Here is a 23,944-nt window from a genome sequence, read left to right on the forward strand (position 1 = left end):
TAATGTTCTATTTTGTGATTTTTTACCGCGATTGAAATTTTGTCAAGTGCGCTTGAGTGCGTTTTTGTTTGATGTATAGTGTTTTCGATCAAGTCGCCAGGTCGGGCGTCTGAAGGTCACAAAAAGGGGAATAGTATGAAACTTGCATCCGCAGCAGCACTGACCGCGCTCTTGCTCGGTTCCACCGCCCTTGCTCAGGACAAGCCGCTTGATGGCGTGACCTTGACGCTCGCGTCTCAAAATGACCAGTTCGCCGCAGTGATTGCGGATCTGGCGCCGAAATTCGAAGAGGAAACCGGGGCCAAGCTGAATGTCGATATTCTCGACTATGGCTCGCTTCTGACCAAGACCACGGCCGACTATATCGGCGATACCGCGGGTTATGATCTCGTCACCATGGATATCGTCTGGGCCGGCGAATATGCCGAGAACGGCTATTCTGTCGATCTGACCGATCTGATCAAGCGCGATGCCGCCGAGATCGATGTCGATGACATCTATCCCAATCTGATGATGGGACTTGGCAATTTTGACGGCAAGCAGGTTGCCTTTCCGTTCGCCGGCTATGCCAATGTGCTGGCCTATAACAAGACCATGTTCGATGCGGCAGGCCTGACGGCGCCAACGACGATGGAAGAGTTTGTCGCCGACGCCAAGACGCTCACCGATCCGGAAAAGGGCGTTTACGGCTTCGTTGCCAATGGCCAGAAGGGCCCGGCGGTCGCGCAGGACTGGATGCAGTATAATACCGAAATGGGCGGCTCGATCATGGGCCCCGACGGCAAGCCGGCGCTCAATTCCGAAGCCAATGTTCAGAGTCTGACGGTCTATGCCGATCTGTTCAAGACTGCTGCACCGCCCGGCGCCGCCAATTATGACTGGGGCGGCCGTGAGGAAAGCTTCCGTCAGGGCGTTGCCGCTCAGATGCAGACCTGGTCTGTCGGTGCGCCCGGCTATTACAATCCCGACATGTCAAAGATCGTCGATGACGTTGCCATCACCGTTGCGCCGCATGGTGAAAATGTACCGCCCGCCTATGGTATCGGCGGATGGGGCATGGCGATCAATGCTGACATTTCGCCCGAGCAGCAGGAAGCGGCCTGGACCTTCATCAAATGGCTGACGAGCCCTGCGATCCACAAGGAGTTCAATCTCATGGGCGCCGGAAGCTTCCTGCGCAAGAGCGAGATGAGCGACCCGGATCTGCTGGCGAAATTCCCCTTCCTGCCGGTTGTTGCCGAAACCTTTGAGAAGGGCGACTACAACTATCGCCCGCGTATCCCTGAATATCCGCAGATCCAGGACATTCTCGGCACGGCTGTGAATGATGTTCTGGTCGGCAATGCCGATCCGAAGGAAGCGCTGGATGCCGCGCAAAAGGAAGCCGAAGATCTGTTCTGACCGGCACGCCGTGATATTGTGAAATTGCCCGGTGGCCGTCATCGCCGCCGGGCATGCTGATCCCGCTTTTGAAATGACCGGAAGTATACCGTGAGCGCAGCTGTCTATGAAACTGCCGAGACGCTGATCGTGCCGAAAGGCATGGCCTTTGCCACCCGCCGCCGGCTGTTCCTTATCGCCATGGCCCTGCCGGTCATCATCTATGTGCTTGTCGTCGGCGTATGGCCGCTGGCACAGGGCATCTTCTACTCGCTTTATGACTATAACCTCATCCGCCCGAAGCGGACGAAATTCGTCGGGCTGGAAAATTACGTCGAAATCCTCACCGACAGGACGTCGCGGCAGGCGCTGATCAATACGGCGCTGTTTACGGTCGGTGCCGTGTTTTTCGAGCTGGTGCTCGGCTTCATTCTGGCGCTGGCGCTGTGGAAAGATGATCGCTTCAACCGCATCGTGCTGGCGCTGATCCTCGTGCCGGTGACGATAACGCCGCTGGTGGTCGGGCTGATCTTCAAGGGGCTTTTGGCCTCCGATTACGGCATGATCGGCTATTATCTGGCACAATGGGGGCTGACGGATCCGCGCGGCCTGTTTGCCGATACCCGCATGGCACTGGCGACGCTGATTTTCGTTGATGTCTGGGAGTGGACGCCGCTTGTGACGCTGATCCTTCTTGCCGGTTTGAAGGCGCTGCCCGGCGATATTCTCGAGGCTGCCTCCGTTGACGGCGCGACGGGTCTGCAGAAGCTGCGCATCATCGTGCTGCCGCTGATGCTTCCCGCAGTGCTGCTGGCGCTGATCCTGAGAACCGTCGATGCTTTCCGTGTGTTTGACAGTGTCTACGTCACCACCGGTGGCGGGCCGGGAAATGCGACCAATACGCTGATGCTGCATGCGGTGAAGCAGGGGCTGGAATTCTTCAATATCGGCTATGCCTCGGCGATCGCCAATCTGACGCTTCTCATCATCGCCGTGATTGCCACCGTCTTTTCCGTCACAATCCGCTATGCCGACCGGAGGGCCAACGGACGATGAACCGTACCGCCTATCTCGATATTGCCCGCAAGCTCTTTCTGGTTGCCATGCTCGCCTTCTTTCTGCTGCCCTTCCTGTGGCTGGCAACAACGGCCTACAAGCCTTCCGGCGACATTTTCTCCATTCCACCGCGCTTCACCTTCTCGCCGACGCTGGATCAGTTCAGAACCGTCTTCCGCCTGTTCGATGTCTGGAATTTGCTGAAATCGAGCGTCATCATTGCCGCTGGTTCGGTGATCCTGTCGCTGCTGCTCGGCGTTCCGGCCGGCTATGCGCTGGCGCGATCGAAAAGCCGCTTTGCCATGGCAACGGCCTATTTCCTGATGGCGATCCGGATGATCCCGTCGGTGGCGGCGCTGATCCCGTTTTACATGATGATGCGTGATGTCGGCCTGCTGGGCACCTGGATGGCGGTCATCCTGATCAACTCCATGCTCAATGCCGCCTTTGTCACCTGGATGATGTTCTCCTATTTCCGCGGTCTGCCGAAGGAGCTGGAAGAAGCGGCGCTGACGGATGGCTGCCGTCAGCTTGGTGCCTTTTTCAAGGTCGCTCTGCCTGCCGTCAGGGCCGGCATCATTGCCTGTGTGCTGCTCTGCCTGATGTTTTCCTGGAATGATTTCCTCTATCCGATGTTCCTGACCAAGCTCGATACCAAGCCGCTCTCGGTGGCGCTGCTGTCGGCCTATGGCACAAAGGATATCACCTGGGGCACGCTTGGAGCGCTCGCCCATTTCTCCACCATCCCGATTGTCATCGTGGTGCTGTTCCTCAACCGCTATTTCGTGCAGGGGCTGACCAAGGGCATTCACTGAAGCGCGGGGCGGTGACGCTGGCCGCCGCGCCCTTCACGAGACAGCGACCGAGGTCAGTCCCGGATCGCGTCTTCCGTGGCGGCGTCGAAGACATGGATGCGGCCGGCCTCGACGGAAAGATTGATGATCTCGCCCGCCTTCACCTTGATCTGGCCATCAAGCACGACGCGCAGCCGCGGGGCAGAGATGGCACCGTCTTCGGCATCATCGTCGGAGATCGCTTTCAGATTGTCGTCGGCGGTGCCGATATCGATATGGACCAGCAGCGTGGCGCCCAGATCCTCGACGAACACGACCTCGCCGGTGATGGTGTTGACCGAGACATTCGGGTGATCGACAGGCGTGAAGATTTCCGGGCGGAGCCCGAGCACGACCTTGCGGTCAAGCCCGCGTGCGAGACCGGGGCGGGCGTCGACATCGGCGACATCGAAGACGAAATCGAAGGGACCGACCTTGGCGATCACATCGTGCCCCGCCTCGATCAGCTCGGCGCTCATGAAATTCATCGAGGGCGCACCGATGAAGCCGGCGACGAAGAGATTGGCGGGTGTGTCATAAAGCGCGCGCGGTGTATCGAGCTGCTGCAACACGCCGTGGCGCATCACGGCAACGCGGTCGCCCATGGTCATCGCCTCGACCTGGTCATGGGTCACGTAGACGGTGGTGATGCCGCTCATCTTCTGCAGCCGGGCGATCTCGGTGCGCATCTGACCGCGCAGCCGCGCATCAAGATTGGAGAGCGGCTCATCCATCAGGAAGGCCTTGGGATTGCGCACCAGGGCGCGCCCCATGGCGACGCGCTGGCGCTGGCCGCCGGAAAGCTGTCCGGGCTTGCGCTTCAGGTGATCTGAAAGCTCCAGCAGCTCTGCCGTCTGGCGAACCTTTTCGGCAAGTGCGGTCTTCTCGGCACCACGCACGCGCAGGCCGAAGCCGATATTTTCCTCGACGCTGAGATGCGGATAGAGCGCATAGGACTGGAACACCATGGCGATGTCGCGGTCGCGGGGGCTGAGATTATTGGCGACCACGCCATCGATGATCAGCTCGCCATCGGTAATGTCCTCAAGGCCGGCAATCATGCGCAGCGCCGTGGATTTGCCGCAGCCGGATGGCCCGACGAGTACCAGGAATTCCCCGTCCTCGATATCGAGGTTGAGATTGTCGATGGCGGCAAAACCATCCGGATAACGCTTGCCGATCTTGTTGAAGCGAATGGCTGCCATGGTCTGGTTCCCGTGTGTTCTGAATAAGCGCGTCAGGCGGCGGCTGCCGTATCAGGTCATGTAGACGCCGCCGGTGACGTTGACGCCCTGGCCGGTCATGAAGCCGGCACTGTCGGAGGCGAGGAAAACGGCGACCTTGGCGACATCTTCCGGTGTTTCGATCCGTCCGAGCGGCGTCTGCGAAATATAGTCCGCGATCACCTCGTCAGGCGTCATGCCGCGCAGTTTCGCCTCCCACTGAACCTCGCGATCCTGCATCGAGGTCTTGACGAAGCCGGGGCAGACTGCGTTGACGCGGATGCCGTCACCGGCAAGCTCGCGGGCCAGCGCCTGGGTCCAGCCGAGCACCGCGAACTTGCTGGCAGAATAATGCGCCAGAAGCGGTGCGCCGACCTTGGCGGCAAGCGATGCGGTGTTGACGATCACGCCGGAGCCCTGGGCCTTGAAGCGGCGGGCGGCAATCTGGTTGGTGAGGAAAATGCCGCGGGTGTTGACGTCGAAGTTGAAATCCCACTCCTCGTCCGTCAGATCGAGCGCCGGGTTCATGGTCGATACGCCGGCATTGGCGAAAAGGATGTCCAGCCCGCCAAGCTTTTCTGCCGCAGCCTGAAAGGCCTGCTCCACCGAGGCGCGGTCGCGCACATCAATGGCGAAGGCGAAGCCGCCGACATCTGCCGCAGTCTTTTCGGCGGCGTCCAGATTGATGTCGCAGATGGCGACTGTAACGCCCTGGCGTGCAATCGCTTCAACCAGCGCACGACCAATGCCGGATGCGCCGCCGGTGACGATCGCTTTTTTGCCTTTCAGCTCGGGAAAGGTCGGATGGTTCATCATGTTGTTCCCCAGTTTGTTTTGTTCGATCATATATCAACAAAAACATACACAACAAGAGAAAATAATGTTTGATTTTGTTCGATCACGCGTTTAAGCAGAAAGGAGCAAGGTGGCTGCCCTGGCTTTGGACAGGGCTTTTGAAATCGCGCATTTACGGTGTGGGCCGGGCATGCGCCGAATGTTAGGCGAGGGAACGCATGGCGTCCGGACCGGTAAGCGCACAAACGAACATGGAAAAGACCAAGGTTTTGGCGCATGTGCGGCATGCGCGCATTCTCGAAGTGCTGGCGCAGGTTGGCGCACTTTCTGTTTCCGATGTGGCGCTGCAGCTCGGCGTTTCCGAAATGACCATCCGGCGTGATCTGGCGGAACTGGAAAAAGAGGGCAAGCTTGCCCGCACCCACGGTGGCGCCGTCCGCTCGGACAATGGCAGCGAGCCGGGCGTGGCGCCGCAGCCGTTCCTCGGCGAGCCGGCCTTCCAGATGCGCACGGCCAAGAATGCGCTGGCCAAGCAGGCGATTGCCGCTGAGGCGGCGCGTCTTGCCAGCGCCCACCGCACGATTGCCCTTGATGTCGGCTCCACGGCGCTGACGCTGGCGCGCATGCTGACGGATCGCCAGCATGCCAAGATTTTCACCAGTTCGGTGCGCAACGCCTTCTTCCTCGGCGATGGTCTTGGCGAGGTCTATCTGCCCGGCGGGCGGATGCGTGGCGATGAAATGTCGATCACGGGGCCTGCCGCTGTCGCGGAATTTTCCGAGCTTTGGTTCGATATCGCCTTTATTGGCATTTCCGGCCTCACCGCTGATGGGATTTACGACTATTCCTTCGATGATGCGGAGATGAAGCGTGTCTATCTCGCCCGTTCCACCCGCAAGGTGGTGCTGTGCGATGCTTCGAAATTCAACTGCATGTCGCTTGTCCACGTGTCGGACCTTGCCAGCTTCGATACGCTGATCACCGATGTTCGCCCCTCCGGCGCGCTGGCGCAGGCGCTCGACAAGTCCGGCATCGAGATCATCGTTGCCAATGCGGGCAAGCGAGCCGCCTCGTGACGACCCGGTCCATTTTCGTGTTTTATGACGGAGTTTTTCAATGATTTTCGATTTCTTCGGTGAGAAGAAAAAGGCCGTGATCGCCATGGCCCATATCGGTGCGCTGCCCGGTTCACCGCAATATGATGCCGATGGCGGCCTCGACAAGCTGATCGAAGGTGTTGCCAGCGACATTGAAAAGCTGCAGGCGGGCGGTGTCGACGCGATCATGTTCGGCAATGAGAATGACCGCCCCTATGTGCTGAAGGCAGCGCCGGAAGGCATTGCCGCGATGGCGGCCCTGGTGCAGGCGATCAAGCCGATGCTCACCGTGCCCTTCGGCGTCAATTATCTCTGGGACCCTTCGGCAAGCGTTGCGATTGCCGCCGCCACGGGCGCCAGTTTCGTGCGTGAAATCTTCACCGGAGTGTTTGCCTCCGACATGGGCGTCTGGGCGCCCGATTGTGCAACGCCGGCGCGGCTGCGCGCCAATCTCGGCCGCAAGGACCTGAAGCTGCTCTTCAATATCAATGCCGAATTTGCCTTCTCGCTTGATCAGCGCCCGATCGAGCTTCGTGCCAAAAGTGCGGTTTTCTCCTCCATGGCCGATGCGATCCTCGTTTCCGGTCCGATCACCGGCCAGCCGGTCGATCAGTCGGGGCTGCGCAAGGTCTGCGAAACGGTCACGGACGTTCCGGTTTTCGCCAATACCGGCGTCAACAAGGATAATGTGAAGGACATCCTGTCCATGGCGTCTGGCTGCATCATCGGCACCCATTTCAAGGTCGACGGTGACACTTGGAACCCGGTTGATGGCGAGCGCGTCAAGCGCTTCATGGATATCGTCGCGACCTTGCGTTAATCCGCATCAATCCTCATCCGGGCAGGAGCAGGCCATGGCCTATGTGATCGGTCTCGATATCGGCACCACCTCGACCATCGGCATTCTGATCGAGCTGCCGTCACGCGTTGTCGGTATCGTCTCCCGCCCGGTGACCCTGAAATCGCCGCATCACGGCTGGGCCGAGGAAGACCCGGCCGAATGGTGGGGGAATGTGCAGGCAATCTGCCGTGAACTCATCGGCCTTGAGCATACCGATCCGGCAGCGATTGGCGCCGTTGGCGTCACCGGCATGCTGCCCGCGGTCGTGCTGCTGGATGAGGCCGGGCGGGTTCTGCGCCCCTCCATCCAGCAAAGCGATGGCCGCTCGGGCCGTGAGGTGGCGGAACTGCGCGCAGAGCGCGATGAGGCTGCCTTCATCGCCCATGCTGGCAATGGCATCAACCAGCAGCTTGTAACGGCCAAATTACGCTGGATCGAGCGCAACGAGCCGGATGTGTTTTCGAAAATTGCCACGGTTTTCGGATCCTATGACTATATCAACTGGTGCCTGACGGGTGAGAAGACAGTTGAGCAGAACTGGGCGCTTGAGGCTGGTTTTGTCGATGTTGCTGCCGGCCTTCTTGATGACGATCTGATTTCATGGGCGCATGTTGCGCCGGAGGTCGTGCCGCGCAAGGTCGCCTCGCATGAGATCATCGGCAGGGTCACGGCAAAGGCGGCCGAAAGGACCGGGCTTGCGCCAGGAACACCGGTCGTCGGCGGCGCGGCGGATATGGTGGCCTCCGCCTTTGGTGCGGGTGTCAATCAGGCGGGCGACGTGCTTTTGAAATTCGGTGGCGCCGTTGATATTCTGACGGCAACCGATCTCGTGCGTCCCGATCCGCGCCTGTTTCTCGATTATCACCTGATCCCCGGCCTGTTCATGCCGAATGGCTGCATGTCGACGGGCGGTTCGGCACTCAACTGGTTTATCGCCACCTTCGCCGGCAGGGAAGAGATGCTGGCGAAAGAGGCGGGCATCACTGTCTATCGCTATCTCGACCAGATGGCTGCGGAAAAGCCGGCAGGCGCCGAGGGCGTGACGATCCTGCCTTATCTTCTCGGCGAGAAGACGCCGATCCACGATGCGAATGCGCGCGGCGTGATTTCGGGGCTGACACTCTCCCATGATATCGGCCATCTCTGGCGGGCGCTGCTGGAATCCTATGCCTATGCGCTCCGGCATCATATCGATGTGCTGAATGACATGGGACATCAGACCACGCGCTATCTGGTTTCCGACGGCGGAGCGCAGAGCCGGGTCTGGATGCAGATCGTTGCCGATGTGCTCGGCGCGCCGGTTCAGTGCCTCACGGGCCATCCGGGTTCCTGCCTTGGCGTTGCCTGGACGGCGGCGATGGGGGCAGGGCTTGCCGATGACTGGTCCGGCGTCACCGCCTTTGTCGGTACCGGCGATCTGATCGCGCCGGAGGCCGGAAACCGCGCGGTCTATGATGCAGGCTATGCGACCTATCGCGCGCTATACCGGCCGTCTGCCTGATTACGGCAAGAGAAAAGCCCGGCCAATGGGCCGGGCTTGATGCATTCGCTATGAAACGCGAAATTACTTGGTTGCAGCTTCGTAAAGCTCCAGCACGTAGTCCCAGTTGACCAGGCTGTCGATGAAGGCTTCCAGATATTTCGGGCGGGCATTGCGGTAATCGATGTAGTAGGAGTGTTCCCACACGTCGACGCCGAGGATCGGCTTGGCGCCGTGAACGACCGGGTTTTCACCGTTCGGGGTCTTCATGATTTCGACCTTGCCGTCCTTGACAGCGAGCCAGGCCCAGCCGGAGCCGAACTGGCCGACGCCAGCGGCAATGAAATCAGCCTTGAACTTGTCATAGCCGCCGAGGTCGGAGGCGATGGCGCTTTCAAGTGCACCCGGCAGCTTGGTGCCGCCGCCGTCTTTCTTCATCCACTTCCAGAAATGCATGTGGTTGAAGTGCTGGCCGGCATTGTTGAACAGTGCCTGGTTGGTGCCATAGGCCTTGACCATGATCTCTTCGACCGACAGGTCGGCAAGACCTGCTTCGGCAGCAAGCTTGTTGCCGGCGGTCACATAGGCATTGTGATGCTTGTCGTGGTGGAATTCCAGCGTCTCGGCCGACATGAAGGGGGCGAGGGCGTCATAGGCGTAGGGCAGTTCAGGAAGTTCAAAAGCCATGTTCAATACTCCTTTTGGCAGCCTAATTGGTGTGATTTGGCGCTTGCACCTTACATAGGAGCCGCCAGCTGCGACGGCAACCTGAAAATCATCAAAAATGCCCGTTTTCGCGGCAAGGCAGGCCTTTCTTCGCGGTCGCGTCCGGCTGTCCGCGCTATCATCTTGCTGAGATCCGCCGCTGCGTCCCGGAGCTGCCAAGAGGCGTTTCGAAACGCGCTTCTGTGCGGCGTTTTGCACAGGTTGTTCAACGGATATCCACATGGTTTCCACATGTTGACCAGTGTTCAGTTCACAGCGGCACCTTCTCTGGCCAGCCTTTCTCTGGAATGCCGGCTGGCGCGCGGCGGCGCGCCGTGAAACTGCTGCCAGACCCGGCGGAAGTGGCGGGTCGAGGAAAAGCCGGTGCGCCGGGCGATCTCATCGATGGCGAGGGAGGATCCGGTGACGAATTCGCGGGCAAGGCCGATGCGCATGCGGTTGATGTAGTCGGTGACGCTGAGCCCGACATGGTCGTTGAAAAGCCGGGACAGATTGCGTTCGCTGGCACCGGCCATCTTTGCAATCCGCGCAACCGACCACTCGGCGGCCGGATCGGCGGCGATGGCGTCCTGGACCCGGTGGATCACCGGGTGGATGTGGTTGCGCCCTTCGAGGAAGGGCGAGATCTGCGGATCAGAGCCGCTGCGCCGCAGATAGACGACGAGATAACGCGCGACCTCAAGCGCGGTGCGGTGGCCAGCCTCGCGGGCGAGGATGGCAAGCATCAGGTCAATCCCGGCGGTGATGCCTGCGCTGGAAAAGCGCTCGCCATCCTCCACGAAAATGCGGTTTTCCAGCACTTTCGCCGTTGGCGCGGCGCGGGCAAGCGCCTCGATCGTGGCATGGTGGGTGGTGCAGTTATAGCCTTCGAGAAGTCCGGCACGGGCGGCAAGCGTTGCGCCCGAGCAGATCGAGACAAGGCGGATGCCGGGGCGGATCGCTTCTGAAAGCCAGGCGACAATGGCTTCCTCTTCCCGGTCATCCTGCACTGCCGGATGTTGCGCACCGAAAAGCGGCTCATCGGCAGAGCCGGGGACCACCACCATGGCGCCTTCGGGCAGCTTATCCGGCAGAGGCGACATTCCCGTGAGCGTCAAGCCGATCGACGTGCCGGCTTCGGGTGAGGGCGCTATGTAGCGCACATCGAAAAAGACATCGTGCTGCACAAGATTGGCCTTGCGCAGCACCTCGATCGGCCCGGCGACATCCAGCAGCAGCACGCGCGGCTGCATCACAACGAAAACCGGGAGCTGCCGCGCGTTGTCGCCCATGTCAGGCTGCTTCCCGCTCTGCCAGTTCGCCAAGGATGTCGTCAACGCTCGCGATCCGGGCGAAGCGGCCCGCCAGAACCAGTTCGGTGCGGGCGCGGATGTCGTCAGCGCTCCAGAGCCGGCCCGTTTCGTCTCGCATCGGGAATGTGTGGGTCGCCTCGGCGACGAAATCCACCGCGAAGCCGAGATCCGAGGCGTGGCGGGTGGTGGTTTCGCAGCATTGTTCCGTGCGGATACCGGAGATGATCAGCCGGCGGATGTTGTTTCTGATCAGGTGAACATCAAGCCCCGTGCCGATTAGGGCACTATGGCGGCGCTTGCGAAAGATGGCATCGGGCGCGATGACGAGCGGTGCCAGTGTTTCGACAAAGCCGGAAACCGGATCAAAGGGACCGCCATCTTCCTCATGGAAGATCTGGATCACCGGAAGACCGGCATGGGTTGCGCCGTCAATCAGTCTTTGCTGGCGCTCAAGGTAACCGGAGAGCCCGGTTTCGGTGAAATAGGGGCGATGGCGAAAGGATTCCTGTACGTCGATGACGAGAAGGGCTGTATCTTCGGACATATATGGCTCCATGTCGGTGTGAACATGAAGTCAGTTTATGAACTGAATAGCAAAATAAAAATCAGGGTGATGGCCGAATAAGGGACATTTTACGCCAAATTGAACCAAAGATCTGATCTGTCCTTCCGGACGCGTCGCGGCCATCACACCGGTTGGCGCGCGCGGCGCGCATGGGGGCGAAGATCAAGCCGTGATCGCTTCCGGCGGGCGCGCCCGCAGCGGCTTGCAGACGATGGCTGCGGATGGCGCCGGGCAGGTTCTTCGGTGGCAGACAGATCATGCGCAGGTGGCTCCTGACGGACTTGTTATGCCAGAGCCGCGTTTGCAGGCAAAAAAACGCGCTCCGGCAGGCCTTTGCGTTGACTTTTGCGCCAGGAAATGGTGTTCCGATGCGGCTTTGAAAATCCTAGATGCAAGCGGGACCGCAATGCTTCCCACCTCAATGCCGGAATTTGCCGGTGAGATCCTGAATGAATTTGCCGCACGCGGTGCGATGCTCACCGACACGCCGGTGATCCAGCCGGCCGCGCCGTTTCTCGACATGACCGGCGAGGCCCTGCGCCGCCGCATCTTCATGACCGAGAGCGAAACCGGTGAAAGCCTTTGCCTTCGCCCCGAATTCACCATTCCCGTCTGCCTGCACCACATCGGCGAAAATGCCGGGACGCCGAAGCGCTATGGCTATTGCGGCATGGTGTTCCGTCAGGCGCGCGATGATGGCGCCGCGGAATTCTTCCAGGCCGGGATCGAGGATCTGGGTGAAGAGGATTTTGCCACGGCCGATGCGCGGGCGCTGGCTGACGCGCTTTGTGTCGTTCGCCGGGTCCTGCCGGACGCAGCGGTCGTCACCACACTTGGCGATCAGTCGGTGTTCGAGGCGGTCGTGGGGGCGCTCGGTCTGCCGGGTGGCTGGCAGAAGCGGCTGATTCAGGCGTTTGGCAATCGCCGCCAGCTTGAAGGGCTGATGGAAACGCTGGCCAGGCCTCAGCCCGTCTCGGGCCTTGACCGGCGGGTCGCAGCCTTCCTCGCCGATGGCGACGAGGCCGGGCTGATCGCCTATCTCGACCAGACGATGCAGGATACTGGCTATTCCACCAATGCCAGCCGTTCACCGGCGGAAATCGCACGCCGGCTGAAGGAGAAGCTGGCGCTTTCCGTCACCAGTCTCGATGCAGAGGCGCTTGAGGCGCTGAACAGCTTTCTGGCGCTGGCGCTGCCGCTTGCCGCGGCCTCTGATGCGCTGGAGGCCTTTGCCGGGAAATTCAGCCTTGATCTCGGTCCGGCGGTTGCCACCTTCGAGCGCCGGGTCGAGGCGCTGAAAGCGGCTGGCGTCGATGTGGAGACGATCTGCTATCGGGCTGCCTTCGGGCGGCCGCTCGACTATTATACCGGCCTGGTTTTCGAAATCGCCGAAGGCGATGGCCGCAAGGCGATGCTGGCCGGCGGCGGACGCTATGACCGGCTGTTGACGCTTCTGGGCGCGACGGATCACATTCCGGCGGTTGGCTTTTCGCTCTGGCTCGACCGGATCTCCCGCACGCGCGACAAGACTGGAGAACCGGCATGACCGTCACCATCGCTCTGCCGTCCAAGGGACGGATCAAGGAAGCCTCGCAGGCGGCGCTGGAACAGGCCGGTTTCGAGATCGAGGCAATCGGCAATGACCGCTCCTATCGCGGCCGGGTCAAGGGGCGCGATGATATCGAGATCGCCTTCCTGTCCGCATCGGAGATTTCGCGCGAGGTTGGTCGCGGCGCTGTCGATTTCGGCGTCACCGGCGAGGATCTCCTGCGGGAGGGGCTGCCGAATGTCGATGACCGGGTCGAGTTCGTCGCCCGTCTCGGTTTCGGTCAGGCCGATGTCGTTGTCGCGGTGCCGGAGATCTGGCTCGATGTCGACAGCATGGCCGATCTCAACGACGTGGCGGCCGAATTCCGCAGCCGCCATGGTCGCAGGCTTTCCATCGCCACCAAGTTCTGGCGGCTGACGCAGCAGTTTTTCACCGCCAAGCACGGTATCCAGCTCTACCGGATCGTCGAGAGCCTGGGGGCAACCGAGGGTGCGCCGATGGCGGGCCAGGCCGATATCATTGTCGATATCACCTCGACCGGTTCGACGCTCAAGGCCAACCATCTGAAGATTCTGAAGGATGGGGTGATCCTGAAATCGGAGGCCTGTTTCGTGCGGGCGCGCAAGGGCGAACATGCCGAGGATCCGGTGGTCGCAGAGATTCGCGATGCGCTGATGACCGACGGCTGATCTTCTGTCCAGCGATATTCGGTCAAGATGCGATTACATTTTGTTGCAAAATAGTGAAACGTTTCTTATCGGCGCGGGGTTGCAAATCCGTGACAAGGGCAACATTTGTTGGTTTCTGTTATAATTCCGTCTACCTGATAAGGAGCGCCGATGTCGCGCATCTCCGATTTTCCGATCACCCGGCGGTGGCAGCCGAAGAACCCGGATGTTATCCAGCTCTATTCGCTACCCACTCCCAACGGCATCAAGATTTCCGCAGCCCTTGAAGAAACGGGTTTGCCCTATGAGGCCCATCTTGTGTCCTTTGCGACCAATGACCAGATGACGCCCGAATTTCTGTCTTTGAACCCGAACAACAAGATCCCGGCGATCCTTGATCCCGATGGCCCCGACGGTACGCCGATCGGGCTTTTTGAATCGGGCGCAATCCTGATCTATCTGGCTGAGAAATCCGGCATGCTGATGCCGGAAGATCCGGTTGGCCGCTATGAGACGATCCAGTGGCTGATGTTCCAGATGGCGGGCGTCGGGCCGATGTTCGGTCAGTTCGGCCATTTCTACAAATTTGCCGCCGACAAGGTTGCCAATAATCCCTACCCGACGGAGCGCTATTCCAATGAGACACGGCGGCTGCTGGGCGTGCTCGAGCAGCGCCTGGCCGAGCGTCGCTTCATCATGGGAGACGTCTATACCATCGCCGACATCGCGATTTTCCCCTGGGTTCGCGGTCTGACGAGTGCTTATGACGCTGCAGAGCATCTGGGCCTTGCCGAATTTGCCAATGTCAATCTGTGGCTGGGCCGTTGTCTCGACCGTCCGGCCAGCCAGAAGGCGCTGAATATTCCGCCACGTGACTGAGATACGGCTGCAGTCTGCGCTTTGAAAAGGGCGGGCCGGATTTTCGGCCCGCCCTTTCTTGTTACCGGATGCTGACAGGAGCGGCGAAGGTCTTGCCTTCGATATCAGTCAGCGTCAGCACCAGATCACCGGCTGCGCTGATATCGGCGGGCAGGGTGAAGTTCAGCACCGCCTGGCTGCCAAGCTGGCAGCGAATGCCGTAACTGATCTGCTTGCAGGTCGACCAGGGCGCGAAGCGATTGTCGGTGATCGTGACACGGTCAGCATTGTCGAGATCTTCAGCGGTGAAGGTGGCGATCGGTGCTTCGGCACTGTCCTTGCCGGCAAGGCTGGCCTGAATGATATAGGCTCCCTGAGTGTCGGGGCCGCGATCCATATAGACATGGACGGATGCCGTGCCATTGGATAGCACACCCTCACTCATGGTGATGCGCGGCACAAGATTGTTGTAGCGCTTGCCAAGCGGGCTGTAGATCGCATCGAAATAGAAGCCGTAAAAGAACACGGTGAAGATGAAGGCGATGACGCCGAGAAGGGTGGTGATCGCAATGAAGCGGTTTCGTGTCAGCGGGATAGGGCCGCTTGTGGCCCAGGCAAGCCACGGTGTTTTCTGCGTGCGCCCGGACTTGACCAGCAGATTGTCAACCGAATAGGGGCCGCTGCCGGTGACCAATGTGACCGATGTCATGGCGAAGCTGCAGGCCGCCATTGTCCATTCGTCAAGACAGGTCGTGCCCATCCAGCCGAAGATGATCATCAGCGTCACCGACAGGCCGATGCCGACAAGCGAGACGAAGCGGGTCGCAAGTCCGAGGATCAGGCCAATGCCAACAACGAGCTCGATCAGGCTGAAACTGATCACCGCGATATGCAGCAGCGTGCCGTGATCGAGCAGCCAGTGGACGATGTTGTCAAAGCCGAAGGGAACGCCAGGTGCTGCATGGACCAGCTTGTTTGCGAGATAACCCGGTGATTCCGGGTCGATCTTCTTCAGGTCATAGATGAAGCGCCGGGAAAAACCGCCCCAGTAAACCCAGCCGATGACAAGGCGATTGGCAAGAATGGCAGCGCCGATCAGCTGCCAGGCAGACGGACTGATGGTCCGGCTGTCCGAATGCAGGTCAGTCGTGGACATCTATATATCCTTTTTCATAGCTACGAAATAACGCATATTTTGGAGGCAATTTTCCTCCCCCACAGAGTGCAAATAGACCACCGATACAATCAAAGCTGTTTGATCCATATCAGTCGCCGCCATCGGGCGGATGACGAAGCGCAGGTCGGGCGCGGGGATGACGTGCGGAAATGCTGCAATAAGAACAGCTTGCAAAGCCATTGCGTGACACGCAGCTTGCCGTGGACGATATGTTGCCCCTTCGAAACAGGCGCGTGGTGCTGCGGATTGTCAAAAAATAGTTTGAATCCAAATTATTTGTATGTCATTCAATCGGCATGAACCCGCTCTCACCCCGTTTCCGTTTCGGCCTTCGCTTTGTCATGCTGGCGCGCCAGTGGCGCCATGCGCTCAATCTGCGACTGGCCGAGATCGGCTTTTCCGACGCAACCTGGGCACCGCTCGTCCATCTTGAGGCCTTTGGCGATGGCATCAGCCAGAAGGAGCTTGCCGAGAGGATCGGCCTTGATGGCTCGACGCTCGTTCGCACGCTCGATATCCTCAGTCGCGATGGTCAGATCGAGAGACTGCACGACCCCGCCGACCGGCGGGCGCGCCGCATCATGCTGACGGACAAGGGGAAGGCTTCTGTCGTGCGGATCCGCAAGGTGCTTGTGGCCGCGGAGACGGAGATGCTTGCGGATGTCGATGATGATGAGATCGAGGCGCTACTTGATGCCTTCGACAAAATAGATGGACGCTTGAAAAAATGACTTCTTCCACCGGTGAAACGCCCGGTCATCCGCTGCGGTTTCTGATCCGCGCCGGGTTCGATCCGGAACGCTTTTCCTTTGCTGCGAGAACCGCCGTTGCGGCTGTGCTGGCGCTGTTCGCCGCCTTTGCTCTGGGGCTTGATCACCCGCAATGGGCGGCGATGACGGTCTTTGCCGCCTCGCAGCCGACCCGCGGGCAATTGGTCGAAAAGAGCTTCTTCCGCCTGGCGGGAACAGCGATGGGTGCCTTTGCCGGTGTCTGCCTTGTTGCCTTTTCCGGTGGCAATCCCATGCTGCTGGTGCCCGGTCTCGCGCTCTGGATCGGCCTTTCGACCCTCACGGCCAATGTCCTTCGCGGTTTCGTCTCTTATGGCGCGATCCTTGCCGGCTATTCGGCATCCATGGTGGCGCTGCTCGATTTCGCCCATCCCGATGATGTCATGCATCTGGGGCTCGATCGCGTTGCAACCATAGCAACCGGTATTGTTGCAGCCCTTGTCGTCGGCCTCATCATGATCAAGCGGCAGGGTGAAAATCCGCTTCATGGCCGGATCCGGCTGCTGCTTTCGCATGTGCTGCAAGATATGTCGCTGCGTCTTGCGCAGGAGGTGCCGCCGCGGACCGGAAAATTGCCGGATCTGCTGGCTGAGCTGGCAGCCATTGAAGATGCTCTGGGGCCGAATGGTGCCGGGTCGCTGCGCTCGCACCGTTTCGCCCGCGCCGCACGCGGGCTTCTGATTGCCGAGGTCGAGGCATTGCTTTGGCTGCGCAGCGGTCCGTCGCGGATCTGGCCGCCAGCTGTCGCCGACATGCTCGGGCGTGCATCGGCAGCGCTGAAACGCAGTGATGGCGAGGCCGAGGCACGCCGTATCCTTGCCGAGGCGGCTGCGACCTGCGGCGCCGAGACACCGCTTGGCCACGTGCTCGGCGGGTTGGAGACTGCACTTCGGGCCTATCTCGGTCCCGAGACCGGGTCACCGGGCGATCTCGGCCCGCATCGCCGGGTGATCCTCCATCGTGATTTTCGCGGGGCGGCGCGCGCCGGCCTGCGCTCGCTCTTCGCCATGCTGCTTGTCGGCGGCTTCTGGATCGTTACCGGCTGGCAGAGCGGTCCCTTCATGCTGCTTGGCCTGTCGATCATGCTGACGATGTTCTCGACCTTCGAGAATCCGGCGCGGATGATGCCGATCGTCTTTGCCGGACAATTTCTCGGTGTCATCGGTGCTTTGGCGTGCCGCTTCCTGGTCTGGCCGCATGCGGTCAGCGATTTCGAACTCGTGGCGATGATGGTGCCCTTCATCCTGCTGGGCGTACCGATTTCCGCAAATCGTCGCTCCATGCCCTTCGGGTTCGATTATTCGATGGTAAGCCTGCTGCTGCTGAAGCCGGCATTGCCGCTGACGGGCGATTTTCGCTCGTGGCTGCTGACCGGTCTGGCGGTTGTCCTTGCGCCGGCTTTCGCCTTCATCGTCTATCGCCTTGTCTTTCCGATCAACAATGCCCGGCGACGGACGCTGCTGATTGGCGCCATGGTCCGCGAATTGCGGCTGATCGCGGCGAGCGACACGGCGCTCGAGAAGCGTCAGGCCTGGCGAGCACGGTTTTACCATCGCCAGCTCAGGCTGTTGCGCTACAGCGAACCCAGCTCCCTCGCCGTCAAGGCGTCAGTGGATACCGGTCTGGCGATCATGGGGCTCGGCAATCTGGTGTTCCGCATGCATGAGTGGGCGTCAGACGATGCCGGTTCGCCACGGCTCAGGCGGGCGGCCCGCCTGGGGCTGGCGCGGGTGGCGCGGATTGAAAGCGAGCCGCATAAGGCGGCCCTCGGACTGCGGCGTCTTTCGGCTCTGCTGGGCAACAGCCAGCCCGAGGTTTCGCGGACCATGGCGCAGGCGGCCGATGACATCACGGTCTGGAGCGGCACCAGGGCAGAGGCAGGCTGATCAGGCGTGCAAGCGTCGCTGATGCTGCCTTCGGTCCTGCCTGCCCGGTCACGGCTCACCGATGCGTCGATTCAATAAGCTAAAGCGCCGTGCGTCCAAAAGGACGCACGGCGCTTTAGCCTATCCGGCGTTTCCGGCTCTTCGTTGAAAGGCGAAAGCTGTCTCTTCAGCAAGGGGAGCTGCGCAAGACAGCCGGCATAGAAAAAGGGCGACCCCGAGGGATCGCCCTTTTCCGAATATCTGACGAATGGTCAGATGCAACCGGACTGGCCGATTACATCATGCCCATGCCGCCCATGCCGCCCATGCCGCCCATGTCAGGCATAGCCGGTGCGTCCTTCTTCGGCAGCTCGGCGATCATGGCTTCCGTCGTGATCAGCAGCGAGGAGACCGAAGCAGCGTTCTGCAGCGCGGTGCGGACAACCTTGACCGGGTCAACGATACCCATGGCGATCATGTCACCATATTCGCTGGTCTGGGCGTTGTAGCCGAAGTTGTCGTCGTTCTTTTCGAGGATCTTGCCAACAACGATCGAAGCTTCGTCACCGGCGTTGGTCGAGATCTGGCGAACCAGAGCCTGCAGCGCACGGCGAACGATGTTGACGCCAGCGTCCTGATCGTCGTTCTCACCCTTGACGGTGATCTTCGTGGAGGAGCGGAGCAGGGCAACGCCACCACCGGGAACGATGCCTTCCTGAACAGCAGCGCGGGTCGCGTTCAGAGCGTCGTCGATGCGGTCCTTCTTTTCCTTCACTTCGACTTCCGTCGAGCCGCCAACGCGGATAACGGCAACACCGCCAGCGAGCTTGGCAAGGCGTTCCTGCAGCTTTTCGCGGTCGTAGTCAGAGGAGGTTTCTTCGATCTGAGCCTTGATCTGGGCAACGCGGGCTTCGATGTCAGCCTTGGAACCAGCGCCATCAACGATGGTGGTGTTTTCCTTGGTGATCGAAACCTTCTTGGCCGTGCCGAGCATGTCGAGGGTAACAGTCTCGAGCTTGATGCCGAGATCTTCGGAGATCACGGTACCACCGGTCAGGATGGCGATGTCTTCCAGCATGGCCTTGCGGCGATCGCCGAAGCCCGGAGCCTTGACGGCAGCAATCTTCAGACCACCGCGCAGCTTGTTGACAACCAGCGTTGCCAGGGCTTCGCCTTCAACATCTTCAGCGATGATGAGGAGCGGCTTGCCCGACTGAACGACGGCTTCGAGAACCGGCAGCATGGCCTGGAGGTTCGAGAGCTTCTTCTCGTGCAGCAGGATGAAAGCGTCGTCGAGCTCGGCGATCATCTTTTCCGGGTTGGTGACGAAGTAAGGCGACAGGTAACCGCGGTCGAACTGCATGCCTTCAACGACTTCGAGTTCGGTTTCGGCGGTCTTGGCTTCTTCAACCGTGATCACGCCTTCATTGCCGACCTTCTGCATGGCGCTGGCGATATCTTCGCCGACCTGCTTGTCGCCATTGGCGGAGATCGTGCCGACCTGGGCAACTTCAGCGGAGGTCGAGATCTTCTTGGCCTTGGCCTGAAGGTCCTTGACGACTTCAGCAACGGCCAGATCGATGCCGCGCTTCAGATCCATCGGGTTCATGCCGGCAGCAACGGCCTTGGCGCCTTCCTTGACGATGGCCTGAGCCAGAACCGTCGCGGTCGTGGTGCCGTCACCGGCAACATCGTTGGTCTTCGAAGCAACTTCGCGGACCATCTGGGCGCCCATGTTTTCGAACTTGTCTTCGAGTTCGATTTCCTTGGCAACCGAAACACCGTCCTTGGTGATGCGCGGAGCGCCGAAGGACTTTTCGATAACAACGTTACGACCCTTGGGGCCGAGCGTTACCTTGACGGCATCAGCGAGGATGTCGACGCCACGCAGCATCTTTTCGCGCGCAGGGCGGCCGAATTTGACTTCTTTAGCAGCCATTTGAAAACTCCTGGTTCTTCAAACCTTGAGAAGGGCGAGAGCCCGTTAGTTCACATAAAGGGGATGAAAGCCCGACGATCAGGCGATAACGCCCATGATGTCGGCTTCCTTCATGATCAGAAGGTCTTCGCCGTCGAGCTTGACTTCGGTGCCCGACCACTTGCCGAACAGAACGCGGTCGCCAACCTTGACGTCGAGCGCGACAACCTTGCCGGCTTCGTCACGAGCGCCGGTGCCGACGGCGACGATTTCGCCTTCCTGCGGCTTTTCCTTGGCGGTGTCCGGGATGATGATGCCACCCTTGGTCTTGGCTTCGGACTCAACACGGCGTACAACGACGCGATCATGCAGGGGGCGGAAAGAAATGCTTGCCATTTTGTCTATTCCCTCGATCAAATGACATCTGCGGCGCATTCGCAACCGCTCGAAACTTTGTTAGCACTCCCTTCGTGAGAGTGCTAACGACCGCTGATTTAGGTGTGGTGTCACATTGAGTCAAGAACAGGCGCGATAAATTTTATGTCGGGCGCGGCCTGTCTGGCGGACTTTTGTCGCCGCTGTTCATGCGCCGGCAGCGCAACATCCTTATGCCGTCTCCTTATGTGTAAGCATTGAGGGTAAACTGTGGCAGCCTTGGTCATGGCGCAATCCCGCGCTTAAGCGTTGCGGCCACCGTTTGGCTTCGGATCGGCTTTTTTCGTTCTGGCGGGCCTGCCGGCCTGGTCGCGAACGGATCCGCAGGCCTTCTGTCTCTGTCTTCCTGCCATCCCGGCGGTTATGCGCTTCGGGCTTTCGCTTTTACCGCTTTTGCTCGCTGCTTTGCGCGCAGGGCTTGCGTTGCGGCCATTCTTATGACCTTTTGTCCGCCGTCCAGATGCCCTGCGATCTCCTTTTGCTGCTTTCAAGGAAAAATAAATGGCTGAACCGATTGAAGCCCTGAGCGCTATCCATGACCGCTATGATCTCTTTCTCTGCGATGTCTGGGGCGTGCTGCACAATGGTGTGGCGGCCTATCCGGAAGCCCCGGCAGCTCTGGCGAGCGCCCGCAGGGCCGGCAAAAAGGTCGTGCTGCTCACCAATTCGCCGCGTCTTTGCGACGCGGTTGCGACCCAGCTTCTGGCCTTCGGCATTACCGATGAAAGCTATGATGCCATCGTGACATCCGGTGACGTCACCAAGAAGCTGATCGCCGAAGGGCCAAAGAATCTCTTTTACCTCGGGCCCGAGCGCGATACCGCGCTGATCGCCGGAACAGGGGCTGAAATCGTTTCTGCCGACGAGGCTGAAGGCATTCTGTGCACCGGGCTTTTCAACGATGAAACCGAAACGCCGGAAGATTACCGGGAGATGCTGAGCGCACTGCGCATGCGCAATATTCCATTTATCTGCGCCAATCCGGATCTGATCGTGACGCGGGGCGACAGGCTGGTTCCCTGTGCCGGCGCGCTGGCAGCACTTTATGAGGCGCTTGGCGGCAAGACCCTGATTGCCGGAAAGCCGCACAGGCCGATCTATGATGCGGCCGTTGCCAAGGGCAGTGCACTTGCCGGCCGAACGATTGCCCAGGAACGCATTGCCGCGATCGGCGATGGCATGCCGACGGATGTGCGCGGCGCCCGCGATTACGGGCTCGATCTGCTGTTCATCTGCGAGGGGATCCATGCCCATGAATATACGGTTGACGGTGTGGTCGATGAAAAGGCACTCACCCGCTTCTTGACGGAACAGAATGCAAAGCCGAAATTCTGGCTGCCGCTGCTTCGCTGAGCGGCCATCGTGTGACATAGCATGGCCGGGAAATGTTTCGGCCGGAGCGGAAGACTGAAATGACCGTATTTCATCGTAACGAGTTTCGCGAAGCCCTGCCTGAAGAGCTGAAGGGCGGGGTTGTCGCTATCGGCAATTTCGATGGGGTTCACCGGGGCCACCGGGTGGTGCTCGAACGGGCATTGGCGCTTGCCGGTGAGCGCGGCTGTCCGGCACTGGTGCTCACCTTTGAACCGCATCCGCGATCGGTCTTCAATCCGAAGGCTCCGGTTTTCCGCCTGACGCCGGCGCCGATGAAGGCGCGGCTTCTCGAGCTGATGGGCTATCACGCCGTCATCGAATATCCCTTCGACCGGACCTTCTCGCAACGCTCGCCCGAGGAATTCGTCACCACCGTGCTGCGGGACTGGCTGGGTGCGAGCGAGGTTGTAACGGGCTTTGACTTTCATTTCGGCCGCAATCGCGAGGGCGGTCCTGCCTTTCTGATGGATGCGGGCAAGCGGCATGGCTTCGGCGTGACGCTGATGGACGCCTTCCGCGACGAGAATGCCGAAGTGGTGTCGTCAAGCCGGATCCGCGATCTGCTGACGCGCGGAGACGTTGTGGCTGCATCCGGCCTGCTCGGCTATCGCTATACCGTCATGGGTGAGGTGATCCACGGTGAGAAGCTGGGGCGGACGCTCGGATTTCCGACGGCCAACATGGCGTTTGATCCCGATGCCAAGCTCAGTCCCGGCATTTATGCCGTGCGCTATCGCCGCCCCTGCGGCACGTTGCATGATGGTGTGGCAAGCTTTGGCCGGCGTCCGACCGTGGTTGAGGACGGGCGCCCTCTGCTGGAAACCTTCATCTTTGATTTCAAGGGTGATCTCTATGGCGAGGTCGGGCTGGTTTCGCTTTTCGGCAGGCTTCGCGACGAACTGAAATTTGATGGTCTTGAACCATTGGTTGCCCAGATGCATCGCGATGCCGATCAGGCCCGGGCATTGCTTTCGGCCGTTCGTCCGTTCTCCGAACTTGATGCCCGGATCGCATTTTAGACCCGCAGGGCGCGATCCCTGATCTATCAGTTTTTCCGTTTGGCTTATTGGTTTCTCTTTCGTTATTTTTGCGTTGTATCGATGTCATGGCGATGTGCTGCCATGGCTGGGTCTTTGTTCGAATGCCACCTCATCTCAATGAGGTGTTGCATCTAGGGAGTGCTGAGCGTGCCAAATGTTAGCAGCCTATCTGCCTCCGAACCGGTGTCACCGTCGCGCAACATGCCGCAATTGTCGGAGGTGACGCCTTCGCCGGTCCGCAGTGCAGGCGTCGCGCCCGCACGCGTGTCGCTGACGCCCCCGAGCTCGGGGCAGACGCCGCTCCGGCATCTGATGGCGCAGCTGAGTTTGCTCCCGCGGCGCGCTGGCAGCCACCAGCAGCGTCCTTCAGCGACGGTATCGGACCTTTTTGCCCAGGCCTCGGCCAGGGACAGGAAACAGTTCCAGTTTGATGAGGCTGCATTGCGTGCCAGGCGGGCTGCGGCAGACCCTGACGACGATGATGATGATCGCCTCAAGAATCTTGGTGTCGAGCCGCCGCAGATTGAGCCTGAGCAGGTACAGGGAAGGGTCGAGGAGCCGTCGTCGGATGAGCCTGAGCAGGTATCAGGAAAGGCCGGCGGTAGCGCGGAGCCTGATGGTCGGGTCGACCATATGGAGGAGATCCAAAAGAAGAAGGCCGAGCTGGATGAGGCGCTTCAGCAGCTTTCAGAGATGCATAATATAATGAAGGCTCTCGGTGAGGCGCAGCGCGAGCATATGAATAAGCTCCATGAAATGAACACGCGTCATATCGAAACCATGCGACAGATGAGGCTGGATCAGTGGAAGGCTGACCGTCAGTTAGCGTCTGCGACGATGGATGAAAATATGAGAGCATTGAGAGAAGCGGCAAACCCCTGATTTCCGCGTCAACGCATCCGATTGAGGCCGGGGATCAGATCCTGGCCTGAAAAGCCTCTTTTCATTGCGGGCAAAAGACCGTAAAGAACCGCCCATGATGAC

General features: G+C 60.1%; 22 protein-coding genes. 14 read left to right on the forward strand and 8 right to left on the reverse strand.

Annotation, left to right across the window (positions count from 1 at the left end; translation table 11 throughout):
- Positions 1 to 135 precede the first annotated feature (135 nt).
- The 3 genes from HCK86_RS07150 to HCK86_RS07160 all read left to right on the forward strand — a co-directional run bounded on the left by HCK86_RS07150 (position 136) and on the right by HCK86_RS07160 (position 3,251).
- A complete protein-coding gene (locus HCK86_RS07150; protein WP_176083765.1) occupies positions 136 to 1,401 on the forward strand; it encodes a sugar ABC transporter substrate-binding protein in 1,266 nt (421 codons plus the stop codon).
- Positions 1,402 to 1,542: 141 nt separating this feature from the next.
- Positions 1,543 to 2,436, forward strand: a complete 894-nt coding sequence (locus HCK86_RS07155) for a sugar ABC transporter permease (RefSeq protein ID WP_176083873.1) — start codon at positions 1,543 to 1,545, stop codon at positions 2,434 to 2,436.
- Positions 2,433 to 3,251: a carbohydrate ABC transporter permease gene (locus tag HCK86_RS07160; RefSeq protein WP_176083766.1), complete on the forward strand. Its 819-nt coding sequence runs from the start codon at positions 2,433 to 2,435 to the stop codon at positions 3,249 to 3,251. Before HCK86_RS07155 ends, HCK86_RS07160 begins: the two co-directional genes overlap by 4 nt.
- Before the next feature lie 53 nt (positions 3,252 to 3,304).
- Here HCK86_RS07160 and HCK86_RS07165 read toward each other — a convergent pair whose 3' ends face one another.
- On the reverse strand, positions 3,305 to 4,474 hold the full coding sequence (locus HCK86_RS07165; protein WP_176083767.1) for an ABC transporter ATP-binding protein: 1,170 nt from the start codon (positions 4,472 to 4,474) through the stop codon (positions 3,305 to 3,307).
- A 51-nt stretch (positions 4,475 to 4,525) separates the two neighbouring features.
- Positions 4,526 to 5,305, reverse strand: coding sequence for an SDR family NAD(P)-dependent oxidoreductase (locus HCK86_RS07170; protein WP_176083874.1), 780 nt, complete (start codon positions 5,303 to 5,305; stop codon positions 4,526 to 4,528).
- A 233-nt stretch (positions 5,306 to 5,538) separates the two neighbouring features.
- Here HCK86_RS07170 and HCK86_RS07175 point away from each other — a divergent pair, with 233 nt between their 5' ends.
- From HCK86_RS07175 to HCK86_RS07185, 3 genes are read left to right on the forward strand one after another with little or no spacing between them, the layout of a single operon-like run.
- Positions 5,539 to 6,363 (forward strand): DeoR/GlpR family DNA-binding transcription regulator, encoded by an 825-nt coding sequence (locus HCK86_RS07175; protein ID WP_246739490.1) that lies wholly within the window; start codon positions 5,539 to 5,541, stop codon positions 6,361 to 6,363.
- A 40-nt stretch (positions 6,364 to 6,403) separates the two neighbouring features.
- Positions 6,404 to 7,204, forward strand: a complete 801-nt coding sequence (locus tag HCK86_RS07180) for a BtpA/SgcQ family protein (protein ID WP_176083769.1) — start codon at positions 6,404 to 6,406, stop codon at positions 7,202 to 7,204.
- A gap of 34 nt (positions 7,205 to 7,238) precedes the next feature.
- Complete coding sequence (locus HCK86_RS07185) at positions 7,239 to 8,726, forward strand: FGGY-family carbohydrate kinase (protein WP_176083770.1); 1,488 nt, start codon at positions 7,239 to 7,241, stop codon at positions 8,724 to 8,726.
- Positions 8,727 to 8,789: 63 nt separating this feature from the next.
- On the opposite strand, the gene HCK86_RS07190 is transcribed toward HCK86_RS07185, so the two are convergent.
- From HCK86_RS07190 to HCK86_RS07200, 3 genes are all read right to left on the reverse strand, one after another.
- Positions 8,790 to 9,392 carry a superoxide dismutase gene (locus HCK86_RS07190; RefSeq protein ID WP_176083771.1) on the reverse strand — a complete coding sequence of 201 codons (603 nt, stop codon included), beginning with the start codon at positions 9,390 to 9,392 and terminating at the stop codon, positions 8,790 to 8,792.
- Positions 9,393 to 9,676: 284 nt separating this feature from the next.
- On the reverse strand, positions 9,677 to 10,702 hold the full coding sequence (locus tag HCK86_RS07195; protein WP_176083772.1) for a helix-turn-helix domain-containing protein: 1,026 nt from the start codon (positions 10,700 to 10,702) through the stop codon (positions 9,677 to 9,679).
- A gap of 1 nt (position 10,703) precedes the next feature.
- Entirely contained in the window at positions 10,704 to 11,279 is a 576-nt protein-coding gene (locus HCK86_RS07200; RefSeq protein ID WP_176083773.1) for an isochorismatase family protein, read from the reverse strand.
- A gap of 415 nt (positions 11,280 to 11,694) precedes the next feature.
- Between HCK86_RS07200 and HCK86_RS07205 the strand changes: the two genes are divergently transcribed.
- The 3 genes from HCK86_RS07205 to HCK86_RS07215 all read left to right on the forward strand — a co-directional run bounded on the left by HCK86_RS07205 (position 11,695) and on the right by HCK86_RS07215 (position 14,384).
- Positions 11,695 to 12,834 (forward strand): ATP phosphoribosyltransferase regulatory subunit, encoded by a 1,140-nt coding sequence (locus HCK86_RS07205; RefSeq protein ID WP_176083774.1) that lies wholly within the window; start codon positions 11,695 to 11,697, stop codon positions 12,832 to 12,834.
- The gene (hisG, locus tag HCK86_RS07210) at positions 12,831 to 13,526 is read left to right on the forward strand and encodes an ATP phosphoribosyltransferase (RefSeq protein ID WP_176083775.1); all 696 of its coding nucleotides are present in this window, start codon (positions 12,831 to 12,833) and stop codon (positions 13,524 to 13,526) included. Before HCK86_RS07205 ends, hisG begins: the two co-directional genes overlap by 4 nt.
- 150 nt (positions 13,527 to 13,676) lie before the next feature.
- Positions 13,677 to 14,384, forward strand: a complete 708-nt coding sequence (locus HCK86_RS07215; protein WP_176083776.1) for a glutathione S-transferase C-terminal domain-containing protein — start codon at positions 13,677 to 13,679, stop codon at positions 14,382 to 14,384.
- Between the two features lie 61 nt (positions 14,385 to 14,445).
- Here the strand turns inward: HCK86_RS07215 and HCK86_RS07220 are convergent, their stop codons facing one another.
- A complete protein-coding gene (locus HCK86_RS07220; protein WP_176083777.1) occupies positions 14,446 to 15,519 on the reverse strand; it encodes a TQO small subunit DoxD in 1,074 nt (357 codons plus the stop codon).
- 317 nt (positions 15,520 to 15,836) lie between these two features.
- On the opposite strand from HCK86_RS07220, the gene HCK86_RS07225 reads away from it, so the two are divergent.
- Together HCK86_RS07225 and HCK86_RS07230 are read left to right on the forward strand one after the other, a co-directional pair.
- Positions 15,837 to 16,271 carry a MarR family transcriptional regulator gene (locus tag HCK86_RS07225; protein ID WP_176083778.1) on the forward strand — a complete coding sequence of 145 codons (435 nt, stop codon included), beginning with the start codon at positions 15,837 to 15,839 and terminating at the stop codon, positions 16,269 to 16,271.
- On the forward strand, positions 16,268 to 18,214 hold the full coding sequence (locus HCK86_RS07230; protein ID WP_176083779.1) for an FUSC family protein: 1,947 nt from the start codon (positions 16,268 to 16,270) through the stop codon (positions 18,212 to 18,214). Before HCK86_RS07225 ends, HCK86_RS07230 begins: the two co-directional genes overlap by 4 nt.
- 274 nt (positions 18,215 to 18,488) lie before the next feature.
- Here HCK86_RS07230 and groL read toward each other — a convergent pair whose 3' ends face one another.
- Entirely contained in the window at positions 18,489 to 20,132 is a 1,644-nt protein-coding gene (gene groL, locus HCK86_RS07235) for a chaperonin GroEL (RefSeq protein ID WP_141149096.1), read from the reverse strand.
- A 78-nt stretch (positions 20,133 to 20,210) separates the two neighbouring features.
- Positions 20,211 to 20,507, reverse strand: a complete 297-nt coding sequence (gene groES, locus HCK86_RS07240) for a co-chaperone GroES (RefSeq protein WP_141149097.1) — start codon at positions 20,505 to 20,507, stop codon at positions 20,211 to 20,213.
- 540 nt (positions 20,508 to 21,047) lie between these two features.
- Here groES and HCK86_RS07245 point away from each other — a divergent pair.
- From HCK86_RS07245 to HCK86_RS07255, 3 genes are all read left to right on the forward strand, one after another.
- The gene (locus HCK86_RS07245; protein ID WP_176083780.1) at positions 21,048 to 21,899 is read left to right on the forward strand and encodes a TIGR01459 family HAD-type hydrolase; all 852 of its coding nucleotides are present in this window, start codon (positions 21,048 to 21,050) and stop codon (positions 21,897 to 21,899) included.
- A 59-nt stretch (positions 21,900 to 21,958) separates the two neighbouring features.
- A complete protein-coding gene (locus tag HCK86_RS07250) occupies positions 21,959 to 22,939 on the forward strand; it encodes a bifunctional riboflavin kinase/FAD synthetase (protein ID WP_176083781.1) in 981 nt (326 codons plus the stop codon).
- Positions 22,940 to 23,272: 333 nt separating this feature from the next.
- Positions 23,273 to 23,842 carry a hypothetical protein gene (locus HCK86_RS07255; protein WP_176083782.1) on the forward strand — a complete coding sequence of 190 codons (570 nt, stop codon included), beginning with the start codon at positions 23,273 to 23,275 and terminating at the stop codon, positions 23,840 to 23,842.
- Positions 23,843 to 23,944: the final 102 nt, after the last annotated feature.

The sequence above is a fragment of the Martelella sp. HB161492 genome (assembly GCF_013184775.1).
Classification (GTDB): Bacteria; Pseudomonadota; Alphaproteobacteria; order Rhizobiales; family Rhizobiaceae; genus Martelella.

Coding starts and splice junctions, on each gene's coding strand:
- HCK86_RS07155 (WP_176083873.1), top strand. CDS start 1,543: ATGGCCTTTGCCACCCGCCGCCGGCTGTTCCTTATCGCCATGGCCCTG.
- HCK86_RS07195 (WP_176083772.1), bottom strand. CDS start 10,702: ATGGGCGACAACGCGCGGCAGCTCCCGGTTTTCGTTGTGATGCAGCCG.
- groES (WP_141149097.1), bottom strand. CDS start 20,507: ATGGCAAGCATTTCTTTCCGCCCCCTGCATGATCGCGTCGTTGTACGC.
- HCK86_RS07255 (WP_176083782.1), top strand. CDS start 23,273: ATGGCGCAGCTGAGTTTGCTCCCGCGGCGCGCTGGCAGCCACCAGCAG.
- HCK86_RS07160 (WP_176083766.1), top strand. CDS start 2,433: ATGAACCGTACCGCCTATCTCGATATTGCCCGCAAGCTCTTTCTGGTT.
- HCK86_RS07205 (WP_176083774.1), top strand. CDS start 11,695: ATGCTTCCCACCTCAATGCCGGAATTTGCCGGTGAGATCCTGAATGAA.
- HCK86_RS07225 (WP_176083778.1), top strand. CDS start 15,837: ATGAACCCGCTCTCACCCCGTTTCCGTTTCGGCCTTCGCTTTGTCATG.
- HCK86_RS07185 (WP_176083770.1), top strand. CDS start 7,239: ATGGCCTATGTGATCGGTCTCGATATCGGCACCACCTCGACCATCGGC.
- HCK86_RS07250 (WP_176083781.1), top strand. CDS start 21,959: ATGACCGTATTTCATCGTAACGAGTTTCGCGAAGCCCTGCCTGAAGAG.
- HCK86_RS07190 (WP_176083771.1), bottom strand. CDS start 9,392: ATGGCTTTTGAACTTCCTGAACTGCCCTACGCCTATGACGCCCTCGCC.
- HCK86_RS07180 (WP_176083769.1), top strand. CDS start 6,404: ATGATTTTCGATTTCTTCGGTGAGAAGAAAAAGGCCGTGATCGCCATG.
- hisG (WP_176083775.1), top strand. CDS start 12,831: ATGACCGTCACCATCGCTCTGCCGTCCAAGGGACGGATCAAGGAAGCC.
- HCK86_RS07215 (WP_176083776.1), top strand. CDS start 13,677: ATGTCGCGCATCTCCGATTTTCCGATCACCCGGCGGTGGCAGCCGAAG.
- HCK86_RS07175 (WP_246739490.1), top strand. CDS start 5,539: ATGGAAAAGACCAAGGTTTTGGCGCATGTGCGGCATGCGCGCATTCTC.
- HCK86_RS07170 (WP_176083874.1), bottom strand. CDS start 5,305: ATGAACCATCCGACCTTTCCCGAGCTGAAAGGCAAAAAAGCGATCGTC.
- HCK86_RS07200 (WP_176083773.1), bottom strand. CDS start 11,279: ATGGAGCCATATATGTCCGAAGATACAGCCCTTCTCGTCATCGACGTA.
- HCK86_RS07245 (WP_176083780.1), top strand. CDS start 21,048: ATGGCTGAACCGATTGAAGCCCTGAGCGCTATCCATGACCGCTATGAT.
- groL (WP_141149096.1), bottom strand. CDS start 20,132: ATGGCTGCTAAAGAAGTCAAATTCGGCCGCCCTGCGCGCGAAAAGATG.
- HCK86_RS07230 (WP_176083779.1), top strand. CDS start 16,268: ATGACTTCTTCCACCGGTGAAACGCCCGGTCATCCGCTGCGGTTTCTG.
- HCK86_RS07165 (WP_176083767.1), bottom strand. CDS start 4,474: ATGGCAGCCATTCGCTTCAACAAGATCGGCAAGCGTTATCCGGATGGT.
- HCK86_RS07150 (WP_176083765.1), top strand. CDS start 136: ATGAAACTTGCATCCGCAGCAGCACTGACCGCGCTCTTGCTCGGTTCC.
- HCK86_RS07220 (WP_176083777.1), bottom strand. CDS start 15,519: ATGTCCACGACTGACCTGCATTCGGACAGCCGGACCATCAGTCCGTCT.